Below are 23,345 nucleotides of genomic sequence, written 5' to 3' on the forward strand. Positions count from 1 at the left end.
TATGAACAACAAATTAAGGGTAAGGACTGAAACAGAATGAATGACAACAAGCGTTATATGCCTGGTATTGATGGACTAAGAGCTTTTTCCGTACTCGCTGTCATAGCCTATCATTTGAATTTGAAATGGGCTGGGGGTGGACTGCTGGGAGTGGGAATCTTTTTTGTGATCTCGGGTTATCTCATCACAGACCAAATCATTAACCAATGGGAGCGTCATCGAAGATTGGACCTTCTGGACTTTTGGATACGTAGAGCACGGAGGTTGCTGCCGGCGACGATAGTCATGCTGATCGTTGTCACCATATGGCTCTTAATCATAGATCCCACGAGATTAAATGGGCTGACAGGAGATTTCATGTCATCACTATTTTACGTTAATAACTGGTGGTTAATATTTCATGATGTTTCGTACTTCGAAAGTTTTGGACCTCCTTCTCCGATCGGACATTTATGGTCACTTTCTATTGAAGAACAGTTTTATATTCTATGGCCGCTGCTGCTCGTATTAGGACTAAAGATCATACCTCGTCGAGGTAAACTTATTGCCTGGATTCTGGCTTGTGCTGTTGTCTCAGCTTTAGCCATGGCTATGTTCTATGTACCGGGCACAGATCCAAGCAGGGTCTATTATGGAACAGATACTCGCATATTTGCACTTCTAATTGGAGCGGCGCTTGCTGTTGCATGGCCTAGTCAGAAACTTAAAAATACAGTCACAGAAAGATCTCGTTATATGTTTGATATCATTGGTGCTCTGGGACTGCTGGTATTAATGGTGCTAGTTTACCGGGTTAACGAGTTTGATGAATCACTATATCGGGGTGGATTTTTGATCATCTCTATCATTACTGCAGTAGTGATTGCCGTGCTTGCTCATCCTGCCAGCTCTCTTGGACGGAAAATGGGCTGTAAACCCTTGCGATGGATAGGTGTACGTTCATATAGCTTATACCTTTGGCATTATCCCGTAATAATTCTTACCAGCCCTAATGGGAATCCAGATGAGAGCGGCGTGCTTCGAATTATCCTTCAGTTAGCAGGAAGTTTTCTACTGGCAGCCTTATCATACAAATATGTCGAGGAGCCGCTCCGGCGGGGATCATTAAGAAACATTTGGAACAATTGGAGTGCAAAACAACGCCGCAGCTACCGCCCAGTCTTTCTTATGACCATGATCTTTTTGATTCTTATTCCGATTGCCTGCAATGGATATTTATCCAACGCTGAATCTGACACACTTCCAATCGAAGTTGCAGATAAGCAGAATGTACAGCAAGAGGGAATAGCGCAAGATCCAATAGATCACAACTCATTGGCACCACCCGTAGAAAAAGATACGACTGATGTTGAAAAGCAAAAACCTGACACTGAAGAGCAACAAGTTGAACCAGAAGGAAACATAGCGGTAACCGGGAAAAATCAAACTGGAAAGAATATTACGGCCATTGGCGATTCTGTCATTTTGGATGCAGCACCATTTTTGGTAGAAAGTCTCCCTGGTATTGTCATCGATGGAAAGGTCGGCAGACAGATGATGCAGGCACAGGAGGTAATTGATCAGCTTAGAGCACAAGGACGGTTAGGGGAGCGGATGATCATAGAGCTGGGAACGAATGGAGCTTTTAACTCCAAGCAATTACGTAAACTACTAAACTCGTTAAGCGATGCGGAGCAGATTATTTTGGTCAATACACGTGTGCCGAGAAAGTGGGAGCAGCCTGTGAATTCCACCCTTTCAAAAGTTTCCAGTGAATTCAGGAATACGACCATAGTAGACTGGTACTCAGCTAGTGAAGGAAAAGACGACTACTTCTACAAAGATGGTATTCATTTGAAACGTGAGGGTGCCAAGTATTATGCATCAATTCTAATTAAAGCTTTGGAAAAAGAAAATAAATAATTTATTTGGAATCTCCAAACTTTTTTATACTCACCAAACGTCTTACTCCTGTTACAACACCAGATCACAAACAGAGAAGGATAATCGACCATGTTGAATAGGAAAACCGAGAAAATATTGACGCGATGTATCAAAGAAAACAAAGAAAATGTATACCGGCTTGCTTACAGTTATGTGAAAAACAAAGAGGATGCCCTCGACATTGTGCAGGATTCTATTTATAAAGCGATGACACGAATGGATTTGCTAAAGGATCACGACGCCGTGAAAAGCTGGTTTTACAGGATTGTCGTGAATACTTCCTTAGACTTTTTGCGCAGAAACAAGAAGGTTCAGACGATGGAGCCAGAGATAATAGAAACCTATAGTCCGGCTGTTGAGGATAGCTATACAGATATGGATTTGAAAAGAACACTGGAAGAGCTGCCGGCGAAATACCGAAGTGTGATTGTGCTTAGATATTTTGAGGATATGAAGATTAATGAAGTGGCTGAAGTTCTTAACGAGAACACCAATACAATAAAGACAAGGCTGTATCAGGCCCTTCAGTTATTGCGGGTGAAGCTGAATGATGAAGCCTTAAAGGAGATAAAGTAAGATGGACGAAAGAATACAAGAATTACATAAAGAGTATACCGATATTCCCATTCCGGAAGAACTTGATTTGATTGTAAACCGCTCTATAAAGCAGTCACTTAAAGCCAATAGAAAAAAACACACGACAACTAAGTGGGTGGCTAGTGTTGGTGCGGCCGCAGTTATTTTTCTAGTAGCCATAAACACCAGTACAACCGTAGCAAGTGCATTATCTTCCATTCCAGGCGTTGATCGGATAATAAAAGTGCTGACTATTAAAGAATACGTTGTAGAAGAAGAGAACTACGATGCAAATATCAAGGTTCCAGCCGTTACGGATATGGAAAATAAAGAACTGGAGCTTGGATTGAACAGCAAATATTTAAGTGAGAATAAAGCACTATACGAAAAGTTCCAAGCGGAGATCGAAGCGTTGAAAGAACAAGGTGGGGGCCATTTGGGGCTGGATGTAGGTTATGAAGTGAAAACGGATAATGAGCGCATTTTCTCCATTGGCAGATATGTTGAGGAAACCGCTGGTTCATCTTCAATGGAAGTTACTTTTGATACGATAGACAAAGTGAACCAGATCCTTATTACATTGCCAATGCTATTTAAAGATGATCAATACATTGAACGCATCAGTGAAAATATTAAAGAACAGATGATTGCCCAAATGAAAGCAGACTCTGAGAGTGTTTACTGGATCCCTGAGTATGGCGATGATGTGCCAACGGATCAGTTTACCTCCATTACGAAGGATCAGAGCTTTTATATCAACACCGAAGGTAAGCTTGTGATTGTGTTTAACAAATACGATGTCGCACCTGGTTATATGGGCTCCGTTGAATTTGTGATACCAACCGCGGTGCTTGCTGATGATTTGGTCAGTCAGAAGTATATTCAATAAAAGAATTGTGGGAATAACGTCATCTGCGGTCCGAAACTCTGCGCAAAAGGTGCTAAATGTGGAAATAATGTCATCTAGGTCCGATAGTCTAACCAAAACTCTTTGTCAAAGCCTCAAACATCGTTTGCTCTCGTTATTTGACGCGAACGCTGCTGGTATCGGACTCAGCTGACCCTAAACGCAGCATTATCGTATTTTTGCAATTCTAACGGACCGCATAGTCGCTATTAGCACGAAAAACACGCCCCAAGCACTCTTTTCTATCCAATAGCTGCACTGGTGGACCTCTGTCAAGAAAGTGGACAGTCACGCAACAGACATTCTAGTCAATTGCTCAGCAAAACGAACTGGAGAAAGATACCCCAGCGCGCCATGCATTCGCTTGCGGTTATAGTAAAACTCAATATATTGAAAAAGTGTCTGGTAGGCTTGCTCCTTAGTTTTGAATCGCGGATTACAATAAATGAGCTCCTTTTTCAAAATGCTGTGCCACGACTCGATACAGGCGTTATCATAACAGTTACCTCTGCGGCTCATGCTGGACTCCATGCCATACGCTTTCAACTGCTTCGTGTATTCATGAGAAGTATATTGAGAACCTCTATCGGAGTGATGTAATAGACCCTTTTCCGGTTGTTTAGCTTCGTAAGCATCTTGTAAAGCGCCCGAAATCAAGCTAGTTTCCATATGGTTCTCCAAGCGCCACCCCACGATTTCGCGCGTGCAAAGGTCCATCACACTTGCCAGGTACAAGCGCCCTCCCCGGCAAGGAATGTACGTAATGTCGGTAACCCATACTGAATTGGGTTTGAGTATTTTAAATTGCTGGTTCAGCGTATTCGGGGCAATCGGATGGTCATGATTGGAGTCGGTGGTCTGTACGCGATACGTTTTGGAGACAATGGAGCGAAGCTTCATATGTCGCATGTACACACTCACCGTGCGTTCGGTAACGGTATAACCTTCTTGATGTAACAGGCGGGTGATCTTCGGACTCCCATACCGCTTTTGATGGTCTGCAAAATGATACTGAATTCGCTTCATTATCGCAGCCTTACGAAGCATATGCGTACTGGTTTTTTCTGTCCGCCACTTGTAGTACCCGCTCCGTGACACATGTAGGGTCATGCACATCTTCTCCAAGAGAAACTCGGAGCGATGTTTTTCAATAAACTGGAATCTCAGTTCCTTGGTTTGCTGAAGATGTGCACTGCTTTTTTTACGATCGCTAATTCCTCTTCCACATCGGCAATCTTGTTATCTTTTTCTTGAAGTTGCCGACGCATCTCCTTCAACTGTGCCTCGAGTTCCCGTACTCGATCCACGCTAGCTGCCGGTTCATTCTTTAGTTCTCGATACTGGCTCATCCATTGATGCAGGGTACTTTTTGGGATGTTGAGCTCTTCCGCCAAGTCGCCCACTGTCTTTGTTTGCTCTTGAATGAACTGCACTGTCTGTTTTTTAAATTCTTCGTTATACCGTTGTCGATGTTCTCCCATGTGAACACACCTCCGTGGACTCATTATCGCCAGTCTGTTAACTACTGTCCACTTTTTATTCTAGCTTCATGGGGTCCGATACTCTGCACAAAAGGTGATAAAAGTGGAAATAACGTCATCTGGGTCCGATAGTCTAACCAAAACTCTTCATCAAAGCCTCAAACATCGTTTGCTCTCGTTATTTTACGGGTGATGCAGCAGCTAACGGACTCTGCTGACCCTAAACGCAGCATTATCGCACTTTTGCAATTCTATCGGACCGCATCGTCGCTATTTGCACGAAAACCATCCACCAAGCGCACTTTTCTAACGAATAGCTGCACTGGGGTCCGAAACTCTGCACAAAAGGTGATAAAAGCGGAAATAACATGATCTGAGTCCGAAAGTTTAGCCGTATATAAATTGTTCTACTGCCGCAACAGTAGCATTAATATCCGGGTTAGAATTGTCGATCAACGCAATATTTTCAGCCGGGAGCGGCCATTCTACCGTACGGTTGCCAAGAGAAGTGCGGAATTCATTCCAATGCTGGAACTTCCATTCATCTAGTGGTGATTGTCTGTCTTGAATTCGTTCAAGGTACAATTCCTCGTTGGCTAACCCTACCAAGACAACCTTGACCTCAACATCATGAAGGGAACGCCCGATCCGAGCTAACTCATGGCTGATCCAGTCAGGATTGGCCGCCTCTTTGGTAAAGGGACCAACTACAAAAGCATTGACGTCCAAGCTTATATTATCCAGCGCAGCATCCATAGTGATTCGATAACCTAAATCGCGGCATAACCTTTTGTACTCAGCTGAGTCTCTATCTGCCGGATCCAGTCCGTGTAAAGTCATTATCGCGTCAGCAGCAGGCCGTAGTAGAATATCCATATCGAAAAAAGGTATTTTGCGACGCGAAGCAATCGCTTTAGCTAACGTTGTTTTGCCTGCTCCAGCTGGACCAAGAAAAAATACAAGTTTATTCATTTCTAATTCTCCTTAGTTCTCAAGTCAACTCCAATGTGTATCTATGCATACTATCATATAAAAGATGACGAGCAATCGCCAGCGTAATCCCATTCTCGGCAAATGACGGTCCACAAAACTAAAAATGCTCGCGGATTAGCCCATAAAATGATAATTTTTTGCTTCTCCATTGAGTTTTTAGCTAATCCTGCTTATAATATAGCGAGAAAAATAAGAAAAAGGTGTCCATAAATGAGCATATTAAATGTTGAAGGATTAAGTCATGGCTTTGGAGATCGTGCGATCTTTAAGGATGTTTCATTCCGTCTCCTAAAAGGCGAGCATATCGGATTATTCGGCGCTAACGGCGAAGGAAAATCCACTTTTATGAATATTGTTACAGGCAAACTGCAACCTGATGAAGGTAAAGTCGAATGGTCCAAGCGGGTGCGTGTTGGCTACCTCGATCAGCATGCAGTGTTAACCAAAGGAATGACGATTCAAGATGTGCTCAGAAGTGCTTTCCAGTACCTGTTCGATCTTGAGCAAGAGATGAACGATATGTATGGCAGAATGGGTGACGTTTCACCTGAAGAGCTGGAAAAGCTGCTTGAAGAAGTAGGTACCATCCAAGATACACTTACAAATCAAGACTTTTACATGATCGATGCGAAAGTACAAGAAACCGCGCGTGGACTAGGGATCACTGATATTGGATTGGATCGCGATGTAGCCGATCTTAGTGGTGGTCAACGTACCAAAATCTTGCTTGCTAAGCTATTGCTTGAAAAACCAGATATTTTGCTCCTCGATGAGCCTACGAACTATCTGGATGAGCAGCATATTGAATGGCTGAGACGTTACCTTCAAGAGTATGATAATGCTTTTATTCTGATCTCACATGATATGCCATTCTTGAACAGTGTTATCAACCTGATCTACCATATGGAAAATCAAAAGCTGACCCGATATGTGGGTGATTATGAGCAGTTCCAACAAGTCTACGAAATGAGAAAACAGCAGCTTGAGTCTGCTTACAATCGCCAAAAGCAAGAAATAGCAGAGCTGAAGGATTTCGTAGCTCGTAACAAAGCCAGCGTGGCTACCCGTAACATGGCGATGTCCAGACAGAAGAAGCTCGACAAGATGGAGATCATCGAGATTGCCAAGGAGAAACCGAAACCACAGTTTAACTTTAAAGAAGGTAAAACTGCCGGCAAGATGATTTTCGAAGCAAAAGAATTGGTTATCGGCTACGACTCTCCATTGTCCAGACCGCTTAATTTGTTGATGGAGCGTGGACAGAAGATCGCGTTGGTTGGGGCAAACGGAATTGGTAAAACAACTTTGCTGCGCAGCATTTTAGGTGAAATCTCTGCTTTGTCCGGTTCGGTAGAACGTGGATACCATCAGGAGATTGGCTATTTTGAGCAAGAGATGAAGGAAGGCAATTACAAGACTTGTATTGAGGAAATCTGGGATACATTCCCGTCTCTGTCACAATTCGAAGTACGTGCTGCCCTTGCTAAATGCGGATTGACCACGAAGCATATTGAGAGTAAGATTGCTGTACTAAGTGGTGGGGAAAAAGCTAAAGTTCGTCTATGTAAGCTGATTAATAGCGAAACTAATATTCTCGTATTAGATGAGCCAACGAACCACTTGGATATCGATGCCAAAGATGAACTGAAACGCGCTCTAAAAGCATACAAAGGAAGCATTCTTATGATTTCTCACGAACCCGATTTTTATCAGGACATCGTAACCGATATCTGGAATTGCGAAGATTGGACAACGAAAGTATTCTAAGTATACGAGTTCAATTAACGAATCTTAAACAGGATACCTTACTTCGATACTCCGAAGGGTATCCTGTTTTTTATTCCGAAGCACTATCTGCATTAATTGTGGCGATTAAAATTGGCGTATGAGTAGAAATCAAGATCATCATGTGGAGTGATTCCACTTTCAATGCAGATTCCCAGATAACAAATCCGTCAAAAATTGATGGCCGCCTTAATGATTTTCATAATTAACACAAAGAATAGATCACTCCTCAAAACTTTCCGTCCGATAAGAAGACTTTAGGCTTCAAACTTCAGATTCTGTGGTTCCGTCGGAAATTCTTCTGTCCGTGCACGGGAATCAGTGACGGGAACGTCCAGGCCTACTTCTTCAAATGTGCAGTCATCTAGCCAAATCTTTCCTGATCCCGATAGGAGAATACCAATGTTGATACAATCCGCCTCTGCCGGGATATCCAGCACACAAGCGTAAAAATTCCAGGAAGCAGTTCCTTTAATGCTTCTGTACTGCATGTTGTCAAAACCCAGCATATTCTGGAGCTTGTCATCAATACGCATCCATAAGCCGCACCAGTCGCTGACTTCTTCGGTCCGGATAAAGCCGGCAAACCGCATCCGCTTCCCAAGATAATTTTTTGCATCAAACTGCTGCATTAGAGTACCAAATTCGTTCTCTTCAGGTGGTTCAGTTTCTGCGCATTCCAGTGATACAGAGTTCCTTCCCTTATGGTAAATCTGCATATCTAATGATGCCTTATATTTGCTGGGGGATGTTCCGGTGATGAACCAACCTTTAATTTCGGACATGGTAAATTCCTCTCTTTCCTGAATCAATAGTTTTATCTGCGACCTGTATTGGGCTGGGGGGAGAGCATAAAGTCCTTTAAAAGCTCTTGTAAAAGCCTCTTGACTATCAAAACCATAAAGCAGTGCAATATCTAGAATGCGTTCTTCGGAATAGAGCAGCAGTTGGGCAGCAGAACTCAACCTACGGGAACGAATGTATTCAGCTACACTTTTGCCGACATATTTCTGAAAGAGCCGGTGGAAATGATATTTGGAGAATCCAGCCACTTTCGCAATTCCGTCCAGATTCAATTCTTCTTCCAAATGGTTCTCAATAAATTCAATACTATTGTGAATCATCTTGTAATACAGCCTAATCACCTCCCTGGTATTAATATACCTCACCTATTTAAAGGGATTTTGATAATTCTTGCTTAGTTGTACTTCAGTATGTAGAGATTTGCATCTGAACCTAATACTATCAGCAGAAGATATAAAAGGAGATTATAAAACTATAAAACACAAAAAAGGCGAATTCTTACTCATAATGGAGTAAGAATTCGCCAATATCTATTCGATTGCATTCCTACATTAAACCTCAATGATGATTGGAAGAATCATTGGCCGCCGTTTCGTTTTTTCGTATAGGAACTTACTTAATGATTCTTTGATGGTCTGCTTGATGATATTCCATTGGCCTAGATCCGTTTCGTTCATTTTTTTAAGGGTTGATGTTACATGCTGGTTGATCTCGTCCATTAAATTATCGGAGTTACGGACATAAACGAATCCCCTGGAGATAGTGTCTGGCTCGTTTAATAGACGTCCATCGGTTTGGCTCAGTGTAATCACTGTAATCAGAATACCGTCTGCTGACAGCTGGCGACGATCGCGAAGCACAACATTTCCAATATCTCCGATCCCAAGGCCATCTACTAGAATTTGCCCAGCAGTCACTCGACCGGATTGGCGGACAACACCAGACGATGACTCAACGATGTCTCCATTTTTTAGAATAAAGATATTTTCCGGTTTGACGCCTACCGCCTCCGCTAACAAGCTATGATGATGCAGCATACGGTATTCACCATGAATCGGAATAAAGTATTCAGGTTTCATTAGAGTCAGCATTAGCTTAAGCTCCTCTTGGCTGCCATGCCCGGAGACGTGAAGCTCACTGCGTGAACCATAGATGACTTTAGCACCCAGCATATATAAATTATCGACAATCCTTGAAACATTCCGTTCATTTCCCGGGATGGGATTGGCTGCGAGCAGCACCGTGTCCCCAGCCTGGATCTCCATCAATCGATGGCTTGAGTTCGCTAAGCGGGATAGTGCGGCCATGGGCTCTCCTTGACTGCCTGTACATAAAACAGTTACCTGTGCCGGAGGGAGCTTAGCAGCTTCTGCAGGTTCGATCAGCATATCGTCCGGAATGTTCAAATAACCGAGTTCTTGGGCCACTCTGACTACATTTACCATACTTCTGCCGAGTAAGGTCAATTTACGTTCAGTTAAATGAGAAGCATCAATGATCTGCTGTAGACGATGTACATTTGAGGCGAAGGTAGAAATAAAAATTCTACGGTCTGCTTTTAAAAAGGCTTCTTCTATGTGAGCGCCAACAAGCTTTTCAGAAGGGGTGAAGCCAGGACGCTCAGCATTAGTGCTTTCTGACAGCAAGATCTTTACACCGTTTTTCCCAATATCGGCCATTTTATGTATATCTGGATACTGCTTGTTGACAGGCGTCATGTCAAATTTGAAGTCTCCCGTATGAACTACGATACCTTCAGGTGTATCGAATACTACGCCAAGGCAATCTGGAATACTATGATTTGTATTAAAAAATGTTGTAGTAATGGCTCCCAGGGTCAACGTGGATTCTGAATTAATACAATGGAGTTTCGTTTGTCGTAAAATTCCATGTTCCCTAAGTTTATTTTCGATTAATCCTAAGGTTAAACGGGAAGCATATATTGGGATATTCAACTGTTTAAGCAGGTAAGGAATCCCGCCGATATGATCCTCATGTCCGTGAGTCACCACCAACGCTTGTACCTTATCAATATTATTTAATAAATACGAAACATCAGGAATAATTAGGTCAATCCCTAAGAGACTTTCATCTGGGAATTTAGAGCCGCAATCAATGACAACAATATCATCTGCGTATTGTAGGATATACATATTTTTACCAATTTCATGAACCCCACCTAATGCTGCAATCGAGAGTTGCTTAGCTGCCATTTTCATTGAAGCCCCTCCTAAATAAATTTCTCTATATTATGTTTGAATCCCATTATAATTATCCATTCTGAAGCTTGATACAATATAATAACTGAAGAAAGCTAATCGAAAGATAGGAGAACGTTACTCATGAATATCCGACTATTACAAATGAAAGATAATAGCTCCATTGAAAAGGTCATTAGGGAATGCCTAATTGAGTTTGGCGGGAATCGCTCGGGTCTAGCCTGGGAGGATGACAGCCTGCATCATTTATCAGATGATTATAATCATAGTGAGAATCGGGCTTATTGGGTTGTCGAAGAGGGAGGGGAAGTATTAGGGGGTTGTGGCATTGCTCCTTTCGGGAATGATGACAAGATATGTGAGTTGCAAAAAATGTATTTATCTCAGTCGATTAGAGGTAACGGGATAGCCAAAGAACTTTTAAATACAGCGTTGGACTTTGCTAAGCTTCATTACAACCAATGTTATTTGGAGACACTTCAAAACATGCACGCAGCTAACCGTTTCTATATGAAAAATGGATTTGAGCTTTTGGATGAACCGCTTGCGGGGTCGGAGCATTTCGCTTGTGATGCTTGGTATATTAAAAATTTAATGTGAATTGCTTTAAAAATGTTGGAGGCCTGGATTACCAGGCTTTTTTTGATCTAAGGTAATGATTTTTTATTTGACAATAAAACCGTCCAGACGGTATAGTAAATAACAGAGGTGATTATCGTGAACAGTAATTCAAAACGAAGTAGTATTTTATTAGCAGCTTCTATTGTAGTTAAAAACAATGGGGTGGAGAAGCTTACCCTTGAAGCCGTTGCCAAAGAAGCCGGGGTCAGTAAAGGTGGACTGCTGCACCATTTCCCGAATAAGGAAGCTTTAATAAAAAGTATGGTGGAAGAATTAACAAGTGATTTTTTCAGTAATGTTCAAGAAAGAGTAGCGAATGCATCTAGAGAAACGGGGAAGTGGGGACGAGCGTTTGTTCAGGCGATAGACGACGATCTTAAGGAAGAGCAAGAGATTAGCACCGCGCTTTCGGCTGCTCTTTTTACGAATCCGGATATCCTTAAGAAATTTCAAGATCAATACTCAGTATGGCAAAACAATATAGAGAACGATGGAATAGATCCTGTACGTTCCACAATTGTCAGGCTGGCAGCGGACGGTTTATGGTATTCAGAAATGTTCGGATTAGGAGCTTTAGATAAGGATTTACGAGATAAAGTGATTCAAGAATTAATAAACATGACGGAGTAAGGAGGGGCTATTGTTGAATTCATATCTGTTACTGGCAACAGCGATTATCTGCGAGGTATTTGGTAGCTCCATGCTTAAGGTTTCTAACGGGTTTAAAAAGATTTTACCTTCAATAGGAGTCGTACTCGGCATGGGTTCAGCCTTTTATTGTCTTTCTTTAGCGCTTTCAACGATTCCACTAGGGACGGCTTATGCTATTTGGTCGGGGGTAGGTACGGCTTTAACTGCGTTAATTGGAGTCATCATTTATAAAGAAAACTTCAATCTGAAGAAATTACTCGGCCTGATTCTTATCATTGGTGGAGTAGTCATTATGAAACTTTCTGGTGGATCTCATTAGAGCTTGGAGGAAATGTTATGAACAAGAATAAGGGTTTTTGGGTACTAGGGGTAGCTATTATAAGCGAAGTAATAGGTACAACTATGCTGAAAATGTCAGAAGGGTTCACACAAATATTGCCTACTATAGGTGTTATTATTGGTTTTATTATCGCATTTTATAGTTTGTCCATAAGTCTCAAAGTTTTACCTTTAAGCCTAGCTTATGCGATTTGGGCAGGTGTAGGTACAGTTCTAACCGCCATCGTTGGTATCGTAATATGGGGGGATCCATTTAGTATGCTTACACTTGCAGGCATAGTATTAATAGTTGGAGGTGTGGTTTTATTAAACTCTCCAGATTCAGCTAATGAAAAAGAACTTAAAACCACAAGTTAATCTTCATAAAAAACTAAGGCCTGAGAAATCAGGCCTTTATTTGATGGACGTGATGTTAATAGATTCCATATTTAGGGTAGTTTCGCGATATTGGTATCACATATCTTTTCCGTAGAATTACATCTTATAGCTTGATCCGCTCTTTCTCTATAATGAGAGTGTCTCACATTGAAAGGAGGATCGGTTGTTATTTAATGTGCTCTGTGATGAATTTGATTGTAAACGCTATCATTTGAGCACTCCGATAAGGCGACACGTTAGTGAGTATCTACATTAAGAGGAGGATTATAATGCGCAACAAGTATGTCGTATGGTCGCTTGTAGTAACCCTGTTGATTTCAAGTTTATACCTGGCAGCGGGTCCGTTCACATTTGTTAGTGCCTCTGGTGGCACGAATTTGACGCTGGGCAAAACTGTGACGGCTAGTGGTCAATCACAAACGTATAGTCCAAACAATGTGAAAGACAGCAATCAAGAGACGTATTGGGAAAGCAGCAATAATGCATTTCCGCAATGGATCCAAGTAGATCTCGGTACAGAGACAAGTATTGACCAAATCGTATTGAAGCTGCCAACGGGCTGGGAGACGCGTACGCAAACACTCGCCGTTCAAGGCAGCACAAATGGATCTACATTCACTGACATTGTTGGTTCAGCTGATTATGTGTTCAATCCTTCAGCAGGAGGGAACACCGTTAAGATTGATTTTTCAGCAACCAGCACTCGTTATGTACGCCTGAATGTAACAGGCAATACGGGTTGGCCGGCAGCGCAAGTATCTGAGTTCGAAATTTATGGAGCTAGTACACCAACACCGACGCCAACAGCCACACCAACGCCAACAGTTACACCAACGCCAACAGCCACACCGACGCCTACAGTCACACCAACGCCAACAGCCACACCAACGCCAACAGTCACACCAACGCCAACAGCCACACCAACGCCAACAGCGACACAAACGCCAACGGCCACACCTGTTGCGGGCAGTAATATCGCGGTTGGCAAATCGATTACCGCATCTTCTAATACGCAATCATTTGTGGCAGCAAATGCTAATGACAACAACACCAACACATACTGGGAAGGTGGCAGTAATCCTAGTTCATTGATACTTGACCTGGGGTCAAACTACAACGTTTCCTCCATCGTTCTAAAGTTAAATCCAGCCGCTGCATGGGGAGCACGTACCCAAACGATTCAAGTGCTCGGTCACAATCAGAACACAACGACATTTGGGAATCTGGTGTCAGCACAATCGTATTCGTTTAATCCAGCTTCAGGAAATACAGTAACCATTCCTGTTACCGCAACTGTCAATCGTCTACAGCTTAATATTACTGCCAACTCGGGTGCTCCAGCTGGACAGATCGCCGAATTTGAAGTATACGGTACTCCAGCTCCGAATCCGGATTTGGTGATTACTGTCATGTCCTGGTCACCAACGAATCCGGTTGAGTCTAATGCGATTACGCTGAACGCAATCGTAAAGAATATCGGCAATGCCAGCTCTCCAGCTACTACTGTTAATTTCTATTTAAATAATGAGCTTGTAGGCTCAGCTCCGGTAGGTGTACTAGCAACTGGAGCATCGACAACAGCATCGATGACACTTACCGCAGGAGTTAAGCCTGCCGCAACGTATTCAGTTAGTGCCAAAGTTGATGAAGACAACCTAGTTATCGAACAAAATGAAGCGAATAACAGCTACACGAACCCAGCGTCACTTATTATCGCTCCAGTGTCCAGCTCTGACTTAGTGGGAACTGTTACATGGACACCAAGTAATCCTGTTGCTAATAACAATGTAGCGTTTAATGTAAATCTTAAGAATCAAGGAACCATTGCCTCTGCAAGTGGTTCACATGGTATAAGCGTTGTTCTTAAAAACTCTGCGGGTTCCACTATTCAAACCTATAATGGATCTTATAACGGTGCCTTAGCAGCGGGGGCAATAGTTAATGTAGCGATTCCAGGGACTTGGACAGCGATTAATGGTAACTACACAGTCACCACTACTGTTGAAGTGGATGCTAATGAGATAGCTGCCAAGCAAGCGAATAATGTAAGTGTTTCTAATCTCGTTGTCTATGCTGCGCGTGGTGCAAGCATGCCGTATAGTCGATATGATACCGAGGATGCTACACTCGGGGGTGGCGCGATATTGAAATCGGCGCCAACCTTTGATCAAGCATTAATCGCTTCTGAAGCTTCTGGCCAGCGTTATATAGCTCTTCCTTCGAATGGTTCGAACTTAGAGTGGACGGTCAGACAGGGTCAAGGCGGCGCAGGTGTAACTATGAGATTTACAATGCCTGACTCTGCAGATGGGATGGGATTGAATGGTTCACTGGATGTGTATGTGAATGGAGCGAAAGTAAAAACAGTTTCCTTAACCTCATACTACAGCTGGCAGTATTTCTCAGGTGATATGCCTGGCGATACACCTAGTGCTGGACGTCCACTATTCCGTTTTGATGAAGTTCACTGGAAGATGGATACACCCCTCCAACCTGGGGACAAGATTCGGATCCAGAAGAACAATGGAGATAGCTTGGAATATGGTGTGGATTTCCTTGAAATTGAATCTGTTCCAACAGCAATTGCCCGCCCAGCTAACTCCGTATCTGTAACAGATTACGGTGCTGTGGCAAACGACGGACAAGATGATCTGGCAGCTTTTAAAGCTACTGTAAATGCAGCCGTGGCAAGCGGAAAGTCTATTTATATTCCAGCAGGAACCTTTAATCTTAGCAGTATGTGGGAGATTGGTTCTGCTAGTAATATGATCAATAACCTCACTATTACTGGTGCTGGTCTCTGGCACACCAATATTCAGTTCACCAATCCTAATGCTGCGGGCGGTGGTATTTCACTCCGTATTTCAGGTAAGCTAGATTTCAGTAATGTATATATGAATTCTAATTTGCGCTCACGTTATGGACAAAATGCAATTTACAAAGGTTTTATGGATAACTTTGGAACCAACTCTATTATCCATGATGTCTGGGTAGAGCATTTTGAATGCGGAATGTGGGTAGGCGACTACGCTCATACACCTGCGATTTATGCTACCGGGCTGGTAGTTGAAAACAGTCGGATTCGGAACAATCTTGCAGACGGCATCAACTTCTCGCAAGGAACTAGCAATTCAATTGTACGCAATAGCAGTGTGCGAAATAATGGTGACGATGGTCTTGCAGTATGGACCAGTAACACAAATGGTGCACCTGCTGGTGTGAATAATACCTTCTCGTATAACACCATTGAGAATAACTGGCGTGCGGCAGCGATTGCTTTCTTTGGAGGAAGTGGTCATAAGGCTGATCATAACTATATCATTGATACAGTTGGTGGTTCCGGCATACGTATGAATACCGTTTTTCCAGGTTATCATTTCCAGAATAATACGGGTGTAGTTTTCTCAGACACAACCATTATTAACAGTGGCACGAGTAAAGATCTTTATGGGGGTGAACGTGGCGCAATTGATCTTGAAGCATCAAATGATGCTATCAAGAACGTTACATTTAATAACATAGACATCATTAATACCCAGCGTGATGCGATTCAATTTGGATATGGTGGTGGATTCGAGAACATCGTGTTCAACAACATCAATATTAACGGTACAGGACTTGATGGAATAACAACTTCACGGTTCTCAGGTCCACATAAAGGTGCAGCTATTTACACCTATACAGGCAATGGTGCTGCAACCTTTAATAACCTGACAACCTCCAACATTGCTTATCCGAATCTGAATTATATTCAGAGCGGTTTTAATCTAACGATTCATTAATTTTATGTACGAGGTTAAGGGAGAAGCTCTTAGGAGCTTTTCCCTTTTTAGCTTGTAACGAGCTGGATATCTCTAAATTGCCAGAAGGATAATGACTACATGAACAAGAAATTAATATAAGGGGTATTTAAACTATTAAATTTTTGAAATTCTTTTGCAGATGTGTTGATTTCTCAAAGGACCTCCTGATTTTGTTAAACAACTTACTGCGCTTATTCAGGCAAACCATTTAATTACTTAAAGGGAGAGATGAAAAATGAATCAGGAAGTAATCGATTTTATTGAAGCGCTAAAAGAATCATGGCAGGTGGAGTTGTCCACCTCACTACGTGAGGTTGTTCATCAGGCTATACCGGATGTGCAGGAACGTATTCAGTATAAGAAACCTCATTTTTTGAAAAATGGAAAATACGCTGCGGCCATCTCGACATCAAAAGACGCAGTCAGCTTTGTAATCTTTAATACAACCGAGCTAACGCTTCCTGAGGGAGCATTTGAGGGACCACCTGAAAGGAAAACCCTGAAGCTTCGAAAAGGAGACACATTTGATTCTGCACAATTGGTCTCTTTAGTTGCTCAAGCTTCAGCTTCTCTTTGAGCCATACTTATATTAAAAGGACGATATCTCAAAGTCATTTGACTTCATGGGATATCGTCCTTTTTGACGATTATACAGTTTTAGTTACTCGTTGTAGTGCTGAGATAGTGAATCTGCTCTTCCAGGATGGTACTTGCTTTGCCTAAAAATGTTGTTATAAGCTCAAGCTCCTGCTCAGTAAAGGAAGACGCCAGTTTAACCATCTTAGTGTGCAAAGGAAGGTAGGCATTTCCAACCTCGTTATTCTCATATAAAGGAACAATAATCACCTTACGACGGTCATTGGGATCATGTTCTCTGCGAACAAAGCCGTTTTTTTCAAGTCGATCAACTAATGTGGTAATGCTGCCTGTAGTAAGTCCAGTTAATTTGGATAGCTCGCCGGCGGTGATAGGACCTTTTTCATGAAGGATATCTATAGATAGAAAATCGTTATTGTATAACCCTAGAGAAGTTGCTACTTTTTGCTGATACAAAACCGTTCGGCTGCCTAGACCCCGCATGCGTAAAGTTAAGTCTTCCTGCTGAATTGTAACTTGATTGTGTCGATCTCTTGACAAAAGAGGACCCTCCTTTTAAAATGTTTATATCTTGATAGTCAAGATAATTAATAAACGAGATGCTTGATGAAAATCTAATTAATTGTCTTGATTTTATCGAATTATTCACTAATTTGCAAAGGGTATAACATCACGTGGTTTGGAATGAAGCCTGTGCACAATCCTTTAACAATTAGAGTAGAACTAAACATTTGGGAAAAGTGGAGGAGAAAAAGGAGCATGGAAAAGAAAAATAAAGTTGGGGTTATCATAGTAGCTCTATTGTTGGCTACACTTATGGCATCAATGGATAATACTATACTTGCAACCGCAATGGGAACCATTGTAGGTGACCTTGGCGGCTTTGACAAATTGATGTGGGTTACGTCCGCTTATATGATAGCTGAGATGGCGGGTATGCCGATTTTCGGTAAATTATCGGATATGTATGGACGTAAGCGATTTTTTATTTTCGGTATTATTGTTTTTATGATTGGTTCAGCTTTATGTGGTACGGCAAATTCTATTGTCCAGCTTAGTATTTATCGGGCAATTCAGGGTATTGGTGGAGGGGCACTCGTTCCTATTGCATTCACGATTATGTTCGATGTAGTGGCCCCAGAAAAACGGGGGAAAATCGGTGGGTTATTCGGTGCTGCCTATGGTATTTCCAGTATTTTTGGTCCTCTTATTGGCGCTTATATAGCGGATTATATTCATTGGTCTTGGGTCTTTTATATCAATTTACCCATTGGTGTTATTGCATTCTTTATGATCGCTTTCTTCTACAAAGAATCTGTTGAGCATTCCAAAGAGAAAATTGATTATCTTGGGGCTTTTACACTTGTAGCTTCAATCCTTTGTCTCATGTTTGCGATTGAGCTCGGGGGTAAGAAATATGCTTGGGACTCGACAATGATTCTGGGATTGTTTATGGCTTTTGTTGTGTTTTTAATTGGTTTTATTGTTATCGAACGTCGTGCAGAAGAGCCAATCATTACCTTTGGCATGTTCAAGAATCGTCTCTATTCTACGAGTAATGTTATGGCGATATTTAGCGGAGCGGCATTTATTACAGCCTCGGTGTACATTCCAATTTATATTCAAGGGGTTCTTGGCGGGTCTGCCACAAATTCGGGGCTTGTTCTACTTCCGATGATGATTGGTTCTGTTATCACTGCTGCTGGCGGAGGATTCTTGCTCTCTAAATTTAATTATCGCACGATCATGATTTCTACGTTAGTACTCCTTGTAGCAGGTATGGCTCTACTTACCACACTAACACCAGACTCCTCCCGGTTTATGGTCACTATTTTTATGTTTCTGGTGGGTCTTGGCATAGGTTCATCATTTTCTGTTCTAAGCAATGCAGCGATTCATGGATTTACAGCAAGACAACGGGGTTCTGCAAGTTCGACACTTAGCTTCACACGGGAGCTGGGAATGACACTTGGCATTACGGTATTTGGTATTATTCAAAGTCACATTTTTTCGAATAAACTAGCTTCCATGTTCAGTAAGGGAGGCGCGGCGCCAGAAGGTGTTAATCTAAGTGATCCAAGTACAATTTTGACTCCCGACACACGGGCCAAAATTCCCTCTGAGGTTCTTGATAAAATCACCGAAGGATTATCTTCTTCTCTTGTTCATACCTTTGCTTGGGCGATTATTCCATCTGTTATAGCTCTAATGGCAGCATTTGTGATGAGCAGGGAGAAGTTTGACCCTGCTTCTGAGCTGGAAGAATTTACGGCATCGCATTAAGGAAATAAAAGATAAAAATTAAAGCCCAAGTCCTTTGTTAATAAAGGCTTGGGCTTTTTTGATAAGAAGCTCGGCGATCCTATTTCTCTGAAATGCTATAACGAGAATGTAAATGCCAGATAAGCTCTCTACGACTGCTGACACCTGCTTTAGCGAAAATGGATTTTAAATGATCCTGAACCGTGTAAGCAGAAATATGTAACTCAGCAGCCAATTCTTTAGTAGATAATCCGCGAATTACTCCTTCAAGTAAATGCTGTTCCCGTTTCGTCAGATCATACGCTTCTGCAATGATAGGAAGCATATCTGCTGGACGTGCAGGCTCGAATGAAATGGCAATTTGCGTCTGACCGTCGTATGCATGAAGCCGGCTAGCCCGGATCACTAGATAAGGTCCGTCTGACATCCGGATACAGGACTTAGCCATCCCCGAAGATTCAGAGGGACTATTGATTGCTTGTGTGCTCACCGCCCGAATTGGTCGTGGCAGGATATGGTGATCAATTTTTTCTAATGAACGAAGTTTCTCTAACCAGCGGTCTGCTGTAGGATTGGAGGAGAGGAGCACTAGTTGATCAGAAAGGACGGCAATTCCGGAACCGTAATCTTCTTCCAGCCAAGTCTGATTTCTCTCAGGCAACTCAAGACTGAAAGCCCGCATTCTTGCGGCAATCTCAGGAAGCATTAAGGCTATCCGTACACAATCTTCCTGTGAAAATACAGGCTGACCCGACTTTCTGTAAAGTGTCAGATACCCCCAACACGCATCTCCATGAACAAGTACAGCGCGTAATTCATCTTCAAATCCTGCCGGAGACAGTACTTTTTGATAGCGGGCACTCAAATCTGGCTGCCCTTCGGTTGCTTCATATAAAGTAGCTACGTGCACTTTACTATGAACCATTTGCTCATAGGGATTAATATCGTCTTCACCGTATTCGATCTGGAACAAGTGATGATGAATGGATTCTACGTTATCTTCTGTAACCGCACCTGTCGAGAGTAGTGTCTGTGGATCAACATGGGTACAGCAGGCAGCATCAAAGGGTACAGCCTCGCGTAAAATCGACAGTAATGAAGTACGGTAGCTATGTGAAGAATCAGAAACAGCACCTAACCGTATGATTTGTTGTTTAATATGATTAAGTTGTCTTATGGTTTTCATAGGTCAGCCCTCTAGTCATGGAGTATAAAAACAGGTATCCCACATTTATGGGATAGTGAATGTAAACCATATCCGTATAATTGAGAATGGTTCTTAATTATTTCTATTATATAGGATGCGGTGATAAAATGCAGAGAAAAGAAGATATTGTAGTCGTCGGTGGATATGGCCATGTAGGGCGTACCATTTGTGAAATCTTAGAGAAAAAATATCCTGGAAAAGTATATGCTGCAGGGCGAAGTCTTGTAAAAGCAAAGCAATTCAGTCAAGCAACTAATGGGAAAATTAAGCCGATGCAGTTGGATATTAATAAACCTTTACCTACTGATAAGTTAGAACGAGTGAAATTAATCATTATGTGCTTAGATCAAACGGATACGGATTTTATAAGAGCGGTGTTTCGAAGCGGTATTCATTATGTGGATGTATCTGCGAACGGTTTGTTTTTGAATGAAATTGAGAAATACAAGAGAGAAGCTGAAGACAATGGGTCAAGTGCTGTCTTAAGTGTAGGACTTGCTCCCGGCATCACTAATCTCCTGGCCCTTGAAGCAGAGCGGCAGATGGATCAGATTGAGGAGATAGAAATTGCGATTATGCTCGGATTAGGTGATTCTCATGGCAAAGCGGCGCTAGAATGGACAGTTGACAGTTTAGCAGCTAAGTTCGAAGTGAAGCAGGATAATCGCCAGGTTGAGGTGGAGAGCTTTACAGACAGAAGGTTGTATCATTTTGGTGATGAGATGGGTAACCGATATGCTTACCGTTTTCCATTCTCAGATCAACAGACACTTAGCAGAACACTGAAATCATCGTCTATCTCTACACGATTTTGTCTTGATTCAGCTGTAGTTACTAAAATACTGGCAATAACGAAAAGAACTGGAGCCGTTCGCTTACTACAAATAGGCTGGCTGAAGAATTCAATTGTTCGTGTTATGGGGCGGCTGCATTTGGGGGATGATGGGTTCGCTATTAAGGTTGAAGCACATGGAAGAAATTCAGAAGGTAAAATACTTCATGCGGATTTTTTATTACAAGGAAAGAATCAATCTATCATTACGGCAAAAGTAACAGCGGCAGTAGCAAAACATCTATATGATTCACCACCCCCAGGTGGAGTTTACCATATTGAGCAGATGACTGATATAGCGTATATACAGAAGGAATTAGGATCAGCCATTTCTCTCAAGACTGCGGTAAACTAGTATAATATTAATCATATAGAAAGGGGCGTCTTAGAATGAATAGAAAAGATTGGGAGCTGTTGAACGGTCATAAAGCGGGCGTGTTTTGGTTCACAGGATTATCAGGTTCAGGAAAAAGTACACTAGCACAACAAGCTGAAAAAGAATTGTTTAAGCAAGGCATCCGATGTGCTGTGATCGACGGCGACCAGCTAAGAAAAGGTTTGAATATTGATTTAGGCTTTTCAGAAGAGGATCGTAAAGAAAATATGCGTCGCGCAGCCGAAGTAGCATCTATGTTTTTGGATCTTGGCTTTATAGTGCTTGTCCCGATGATTTCACCTTCTTCAGCTGCTAGAGAAGCGATTAGATATCGTTTTCAGTCTGGCGAGTTTGCAGAGGTTTATGTGCAATGTTCATTAGAAACCTGCGGACAACGTGATCCTAAAGGGCTGTATAAGAAAGCTAGAAAAGGTGAAATTCGTGAGTTTACAGGTATTGATGCTATTTATGAAGCCCCTGAACATGCCGAATTGACAGTTAACACAGAGATTTACGATATGGAGAGCAGTGTGAATCTGCTAGTTGATTTTGTTACACATAATTACGCTAAAAAGATATAGAGGGAAGTTAACAGAAGCCTGGTCAAGTCGGGCTTCTTTTTTTGCATTCTCAAATGGAATTATATCGCATAAAAGGGATCAAGGTGCTACAATATGAATGAATAAAATAATATTCATTCATATTGATAGGTCTTATTCAAAATATGCATATATGGAGGGGTTCAAATGAAAAAAGTTACTGCATTTATTGGGAATCAACAAAAGCATGCGACCTTTGAAGCGGTTTGTGAATTTGGCAATAATTTAAAAGCATATGGTGATATTGAATTTGAGTATGTCTTTTTAAAAGATTATCGGCTTGAATATTGCCGGGGCTGCAAGATATGTTTCAATAAAGGTGAGGAATATTGTCCACTAAAGGATGATCGCGATGTATTGATGGAGAAAATGATCCATTCTGACGGAATTATTTTCGCCACGCCTAATTATGCATTTCATGTATCGGCACCGATGAAGAACCTCTTGGACCGGCTTGCTTTTGTATTTCATAGACCTCGATTCTTTGGGAAAACCTTCACGGCTATTGTCAATCAGGGGATCTTTGGAGGCAGCAAAATTGTGAAATACCTTAGTAATATGGGCGAGAATTTCGGATTTCAAGTTACAAAAGGCTGTGTCTTGACTACTTTGGAGCCAAGAACAGAAGTTGCGCAGAAAAAAATGACGAGAGAAATAAAGAAAGCCTCCGAAAGATTCTATAAGGACCTTATGTCGCCCAAGACTCCAGTTCCTTCTTTTCTCAGATTAATGCTGTTTCGAATGTCACGTACAAGTATAAAAACAATGCTTGATGATCATTCCAAGGATTATCGTTATTACAAAGAACAAGGCTGGTTTGAGTCGGGTTATTATTATCCTGTTTCATTGGGTCCTATAAAAAGGACAGCGGGTCTGATCTTTGACTTTATTGGGAAACGTATGGCGAAGAATTCGTAACCATAAAGACACTTCCCCGTATAAGATATGAACATGACCGACAATTAACCAAAAGAGAAGTTGAGGTAATCCAC

General features: G+C 41.9%; 21 protein-coding genes. 14 read left to right on the forward strand and 7 right to left on the reverse strand.

Annotation, left to right across the window (positions count from 1 at the left end; genetic code table 11):
• Positions 1-36: 36 nt before the first annotated feature.
• The 3 genes from NSQ91_RS15445 (at position 37) to NSQ91_RS15455 (ending at position 3,388) form a co-directional block, all read left to right on the forward strand.
• Complete coding sequence (locus NSQ91_RS15445) at positions 37-1,902, forward strand: acyltransferase family protein (protein WP_076305500.1); 1,866 nt, start codon at positions 37-39, stop codon at positions 1,900-1,902.
• A gap of 90 nt (positions 1,903-1,992) precedes the next feature.
• Entirely contained in the window at positions 1,993-2,499 is a 507-nt protein-coding gene (locus tag NSQ91_RS15450) for an RNA polymerase sigma factor (protein WP_076125785.1), read from the forward strand.
• 1 nt (position 2,500) lies between these two features.
• A complete protein-coding gene (locus NSQ91_RS15455; RefSeq protein WP_076305499.1) occupies positions 2,501-3,388 on the forward strand; it encodes a DUF3298 and DUF4163 domain-containing protein in 888 nt (295 codons plus the stop codon).
• 306 nt (positions 3,389-3,694) lie between these two features.
• Here NSQ91_RS15455 and NSQ91_RS15460 read toward each other — a convergent pair whose 3' ends face one another.
• The 3 genes from NSQ91_RS15460 to NSQ91_RS15470 form a co-directional block, all read right to left on the reverse strand.
• Positions 3,695-4,621, reverse strand: coding sequence for an IS3 family transposase (locus tag NSQ91_RS15460; RefSeq protein ID WP_143766647.1), 927 nt, complete (start codon positions 4,619-4,621; stop codon positions 3,695-3,697).
• Entirely contained in the window at positions 4,570-4,887 is a 318-nt protein-coding gene (locus NSQ91_RS15465; RefSeq protein WP_076305695.1) for a transposase, read from the reverse strand. The genes NSQ91_RS15460 and NSQ91_RS15465 overlap by 52 nt, the downstream gene beginning before the upstream one ends.
• 387 nt (positions 4,888-5,274) lie before the next feature.
• Complete coding sequence (locus tag NSQ91_RS15470; RefSeq protein WP_076303792.1) at positions 5,275-5,859, reverse strand: AAA family ATPase; 585 nt, start codon at positions 5,857-5,859, stop codon at positions 5,275-5,277.
• Between the two features lie 231 nt (positions 5,860-6,090).
• Between NSQ91_RS15470 and NSQ91_RS15475 the strand changes: the two genes are divergently transcribed.
• Positions 6,091-7,647 (forward strand): ABC-F family ATP-binding cassette domain-containing protein, encoded by a 1,557-nt coding sequence (locus NSQ91_RS15475; protein ID WP_036677991.1) that lies wholly within the window; start codon positions 6,091-6,093, stop codon positions 7,645-7,647.
• Between the two features lie 275 nt (positions 7,648-7,922).
• Here NSQ91_RS15475 and NSQ91_RS15480 read toward each other — a convergent pair whose 3' ends face one another.
• Positions 7,923-8,789, reverse strand: coding sequence for a helix-turn-helix domain-containing protein (locus tag NSQ91_RS15480; RefSeq protein ID WP_076190411.1), 867 nt, complete (start codon positions 8,787-8,789; stop codon positions 7,923-7,925).
• A gap of 231 nt (positions 8,790-9,020) precedes the next feature.
• Complete coding sequence (locus NSQ91_RS15485; protein WP_256715769.1) at positions 9,021-10,688, reverse strand: ribonuclease J; 1,668 nt, start codon at positions 10,686-10,688, stop codon at positions 9,021-9,023.
• A 123-nt stretch (positions 10,689-10,811) separates the two neighbouring features.
• Here NSQ91_RS15485 and NSQ91_RS15490 point away from each other — a divergent pair, with 123 nt between their 5' ends.
• The 6 genes from NSQ91_RS15490 (at position 10,812) to NSQ91_RS15515 (ending at position 17,057) form a co-directional block, all read left to right on the forward strand.
• Positions 10,812-11,288, forward strand: a complete 477-nt coding sequence (locus NSQ91_RS15490; RefSeq protein ID WP_076125777.1) for a GNAT family N-acetyltransferase — start codon at positions 10,812-10,814, stop codon at positions 11,286-11,288.
• Positions 11,289-11,405: 117 nt separating this feature from the next.
• Complete coding sequence (locus NSQ91_RS15495) at positions 11,406-11,939, forward strand: TetR/AcrR family transcriptional regulator (protein ID WP_076125775.1); 534 nt, start codon at positions 11,406-11,408, stop codon at positions 11,937-11,939.
• 13 nt (positions 11,940-11,952) lie between these two features.
• Positions 11,953-12,279 carry a DMT family transporter gene (locus tag NSQ91_RS15500; RefSeq protein WP_076125773.1) on the forward strand — a complete coding sequence of 109 codons (327 nt, stop codon included), beginning with the start codon at positions 11,953-11,955 and terminating at the stop codon, positions 12,277-12,279.
• Between the two features lie 17 nt (positions 12,280-12,296).
• Positions 12,297-12,656, forward strand: coding sequence for a DMT family transporter (locus NSQ91_RS15505; RefSeq protein ID WP_076125771.1), 360 nt, complete (start codon positions 12,297-12,299; stop codon positions 12,654-12,656).
• 290 nt (positions 12,657-12,946) lie between these two features.
• Positions 12,947-16,459 (forward strand): discoidin domain-containing protein, encoded by a 3,513-nt coding sequence (locus NSQ91_RS15510; RefSeq protein ID WP_076303791.1) that lies wholly within the window; start codon positions 12,947-12,949, stop codon positions 16,457-16,459.
• Between the two features lie 256 nt (positions 16,460-16,715).
• Positions 16,716-17,057, forward strand: a complete 342-nt coding sequence (locus tag NSQ91_RS15515) for a DUF1801 domain-containing protein (RefSeq protein ID WP_036677965.1) — start codon at positions 16,716-16,718, stop codon at positions 17,055-17,057.
• A gap of 80 nt (positions 17,058-17,137) precedes the next feature.
• On the opposite strand, the gene NSQ91_RS15520 is transcribed toward NSQ91_RS15515, so the two are convergent.
• Positions 17,138-17,560: a MarR family winged helix-turn-helix transcriptional regulator gene (locus NSQ91_RS15520; RefSeq protein ID WP_172628892.1), complete on the reverse strand. Its 423-nt coding sequence runs from the start codon at positions 17,558-17,560 to the stop codon at positions 17,138-17,140.
• A 276-nt stretch (positions 17,561-17,836) separates the two neighbouring features.
• Between NSQ91_RS15520 and NSQ91_RS15525 the strand changes: the two genes are divergently transcribed.
• Positions 17,837-19,360 (forward strand): MDR family MFS transporter, encoded by a 1,524-nt coding sequence (locus tag NSQ91_RS15525; protein WP_076125763.1) that lies wholly within the window; start codon positions 17,837-17,839, stop codon positions 19,358-19,360.
• Between the two features lie 79 nt (positions 19,361-19,439).
• Here the strand turns inward: NSQ91_RS15525 and NSQ91_RS15530 are convergent, their stop codons facing one another.
• Positions 19,440-20,525, reverse strand: coding sequence for a helix-turn-helix transcriptional regulator (locus NSQ91_RS15530; protein ID WP_076278428.1), 1,086 nt, complete (start codon positions 20,523-20,525; stop codon positions 19,440-19,442).
• Between the two features lie 128 nt (positions 20,526-20,653).
• Here NSQ91_RS15530 and NSQ91_RS15535 point away from each other — a divergent pair, with 128 nt between their 5' ends.
• The 3 genes from NSQ91_RS15535 (at position 20,654) to NSQ91_RS15545 (ending at position 23,271) form a co-directional block, all read left to right on the forward strand.
• Positions 20,654-21,733 carry a saccharopine dehydrogenase family protein gene (locus NSQ91_RS15535; RefSeq protein ID WP_076303790.1) on the forward strand — a complete coding sequence of 360 codons (1,080 nt, stop codon included), beginning with the start codon at positions 20,654-20,656 and terminating at the stop codon, positions 21,731-21,733.
• Between the two features lie 35 nt (positions 21,734-21,768).
• The gene (gene cysC / locus NSQ91_RS15540) at positions 21,769-22,335 is read left to right on the forward strand and encodes an adenylyl-sulfate kinase (RefSeq protein ID WP_076303789.1); all 567 of its coding nucleotides are present in this window, start codon (positions 21,769-21,771) and stop codon (positions 22,333-22,335) included.
• Positions 22,336-22,500: 165 nt separating this feature from the next.
• Positions 22,501-23,271, forward strand: coding sequence for a flavodoxin family protein (locus NSQ91_RS15545; protein WP_076184551.1), 771 nt, complete (start codon positions 22,501-22,503; stop codon positions 23,269-23,271).
• Positions 23,272-23,345: the final 74 nt, after the last annotated feature.

This window comes from Paenibacillus sp. FSL R7-0048 (assembly GCF_038004505.1).
Lineage (GTDB): Bacteria > Bacillota > Bacilli > Paenibacillales > Paenibacillaceae > Paenibacillus_AQ > Paenibacillus_AQ odorifer.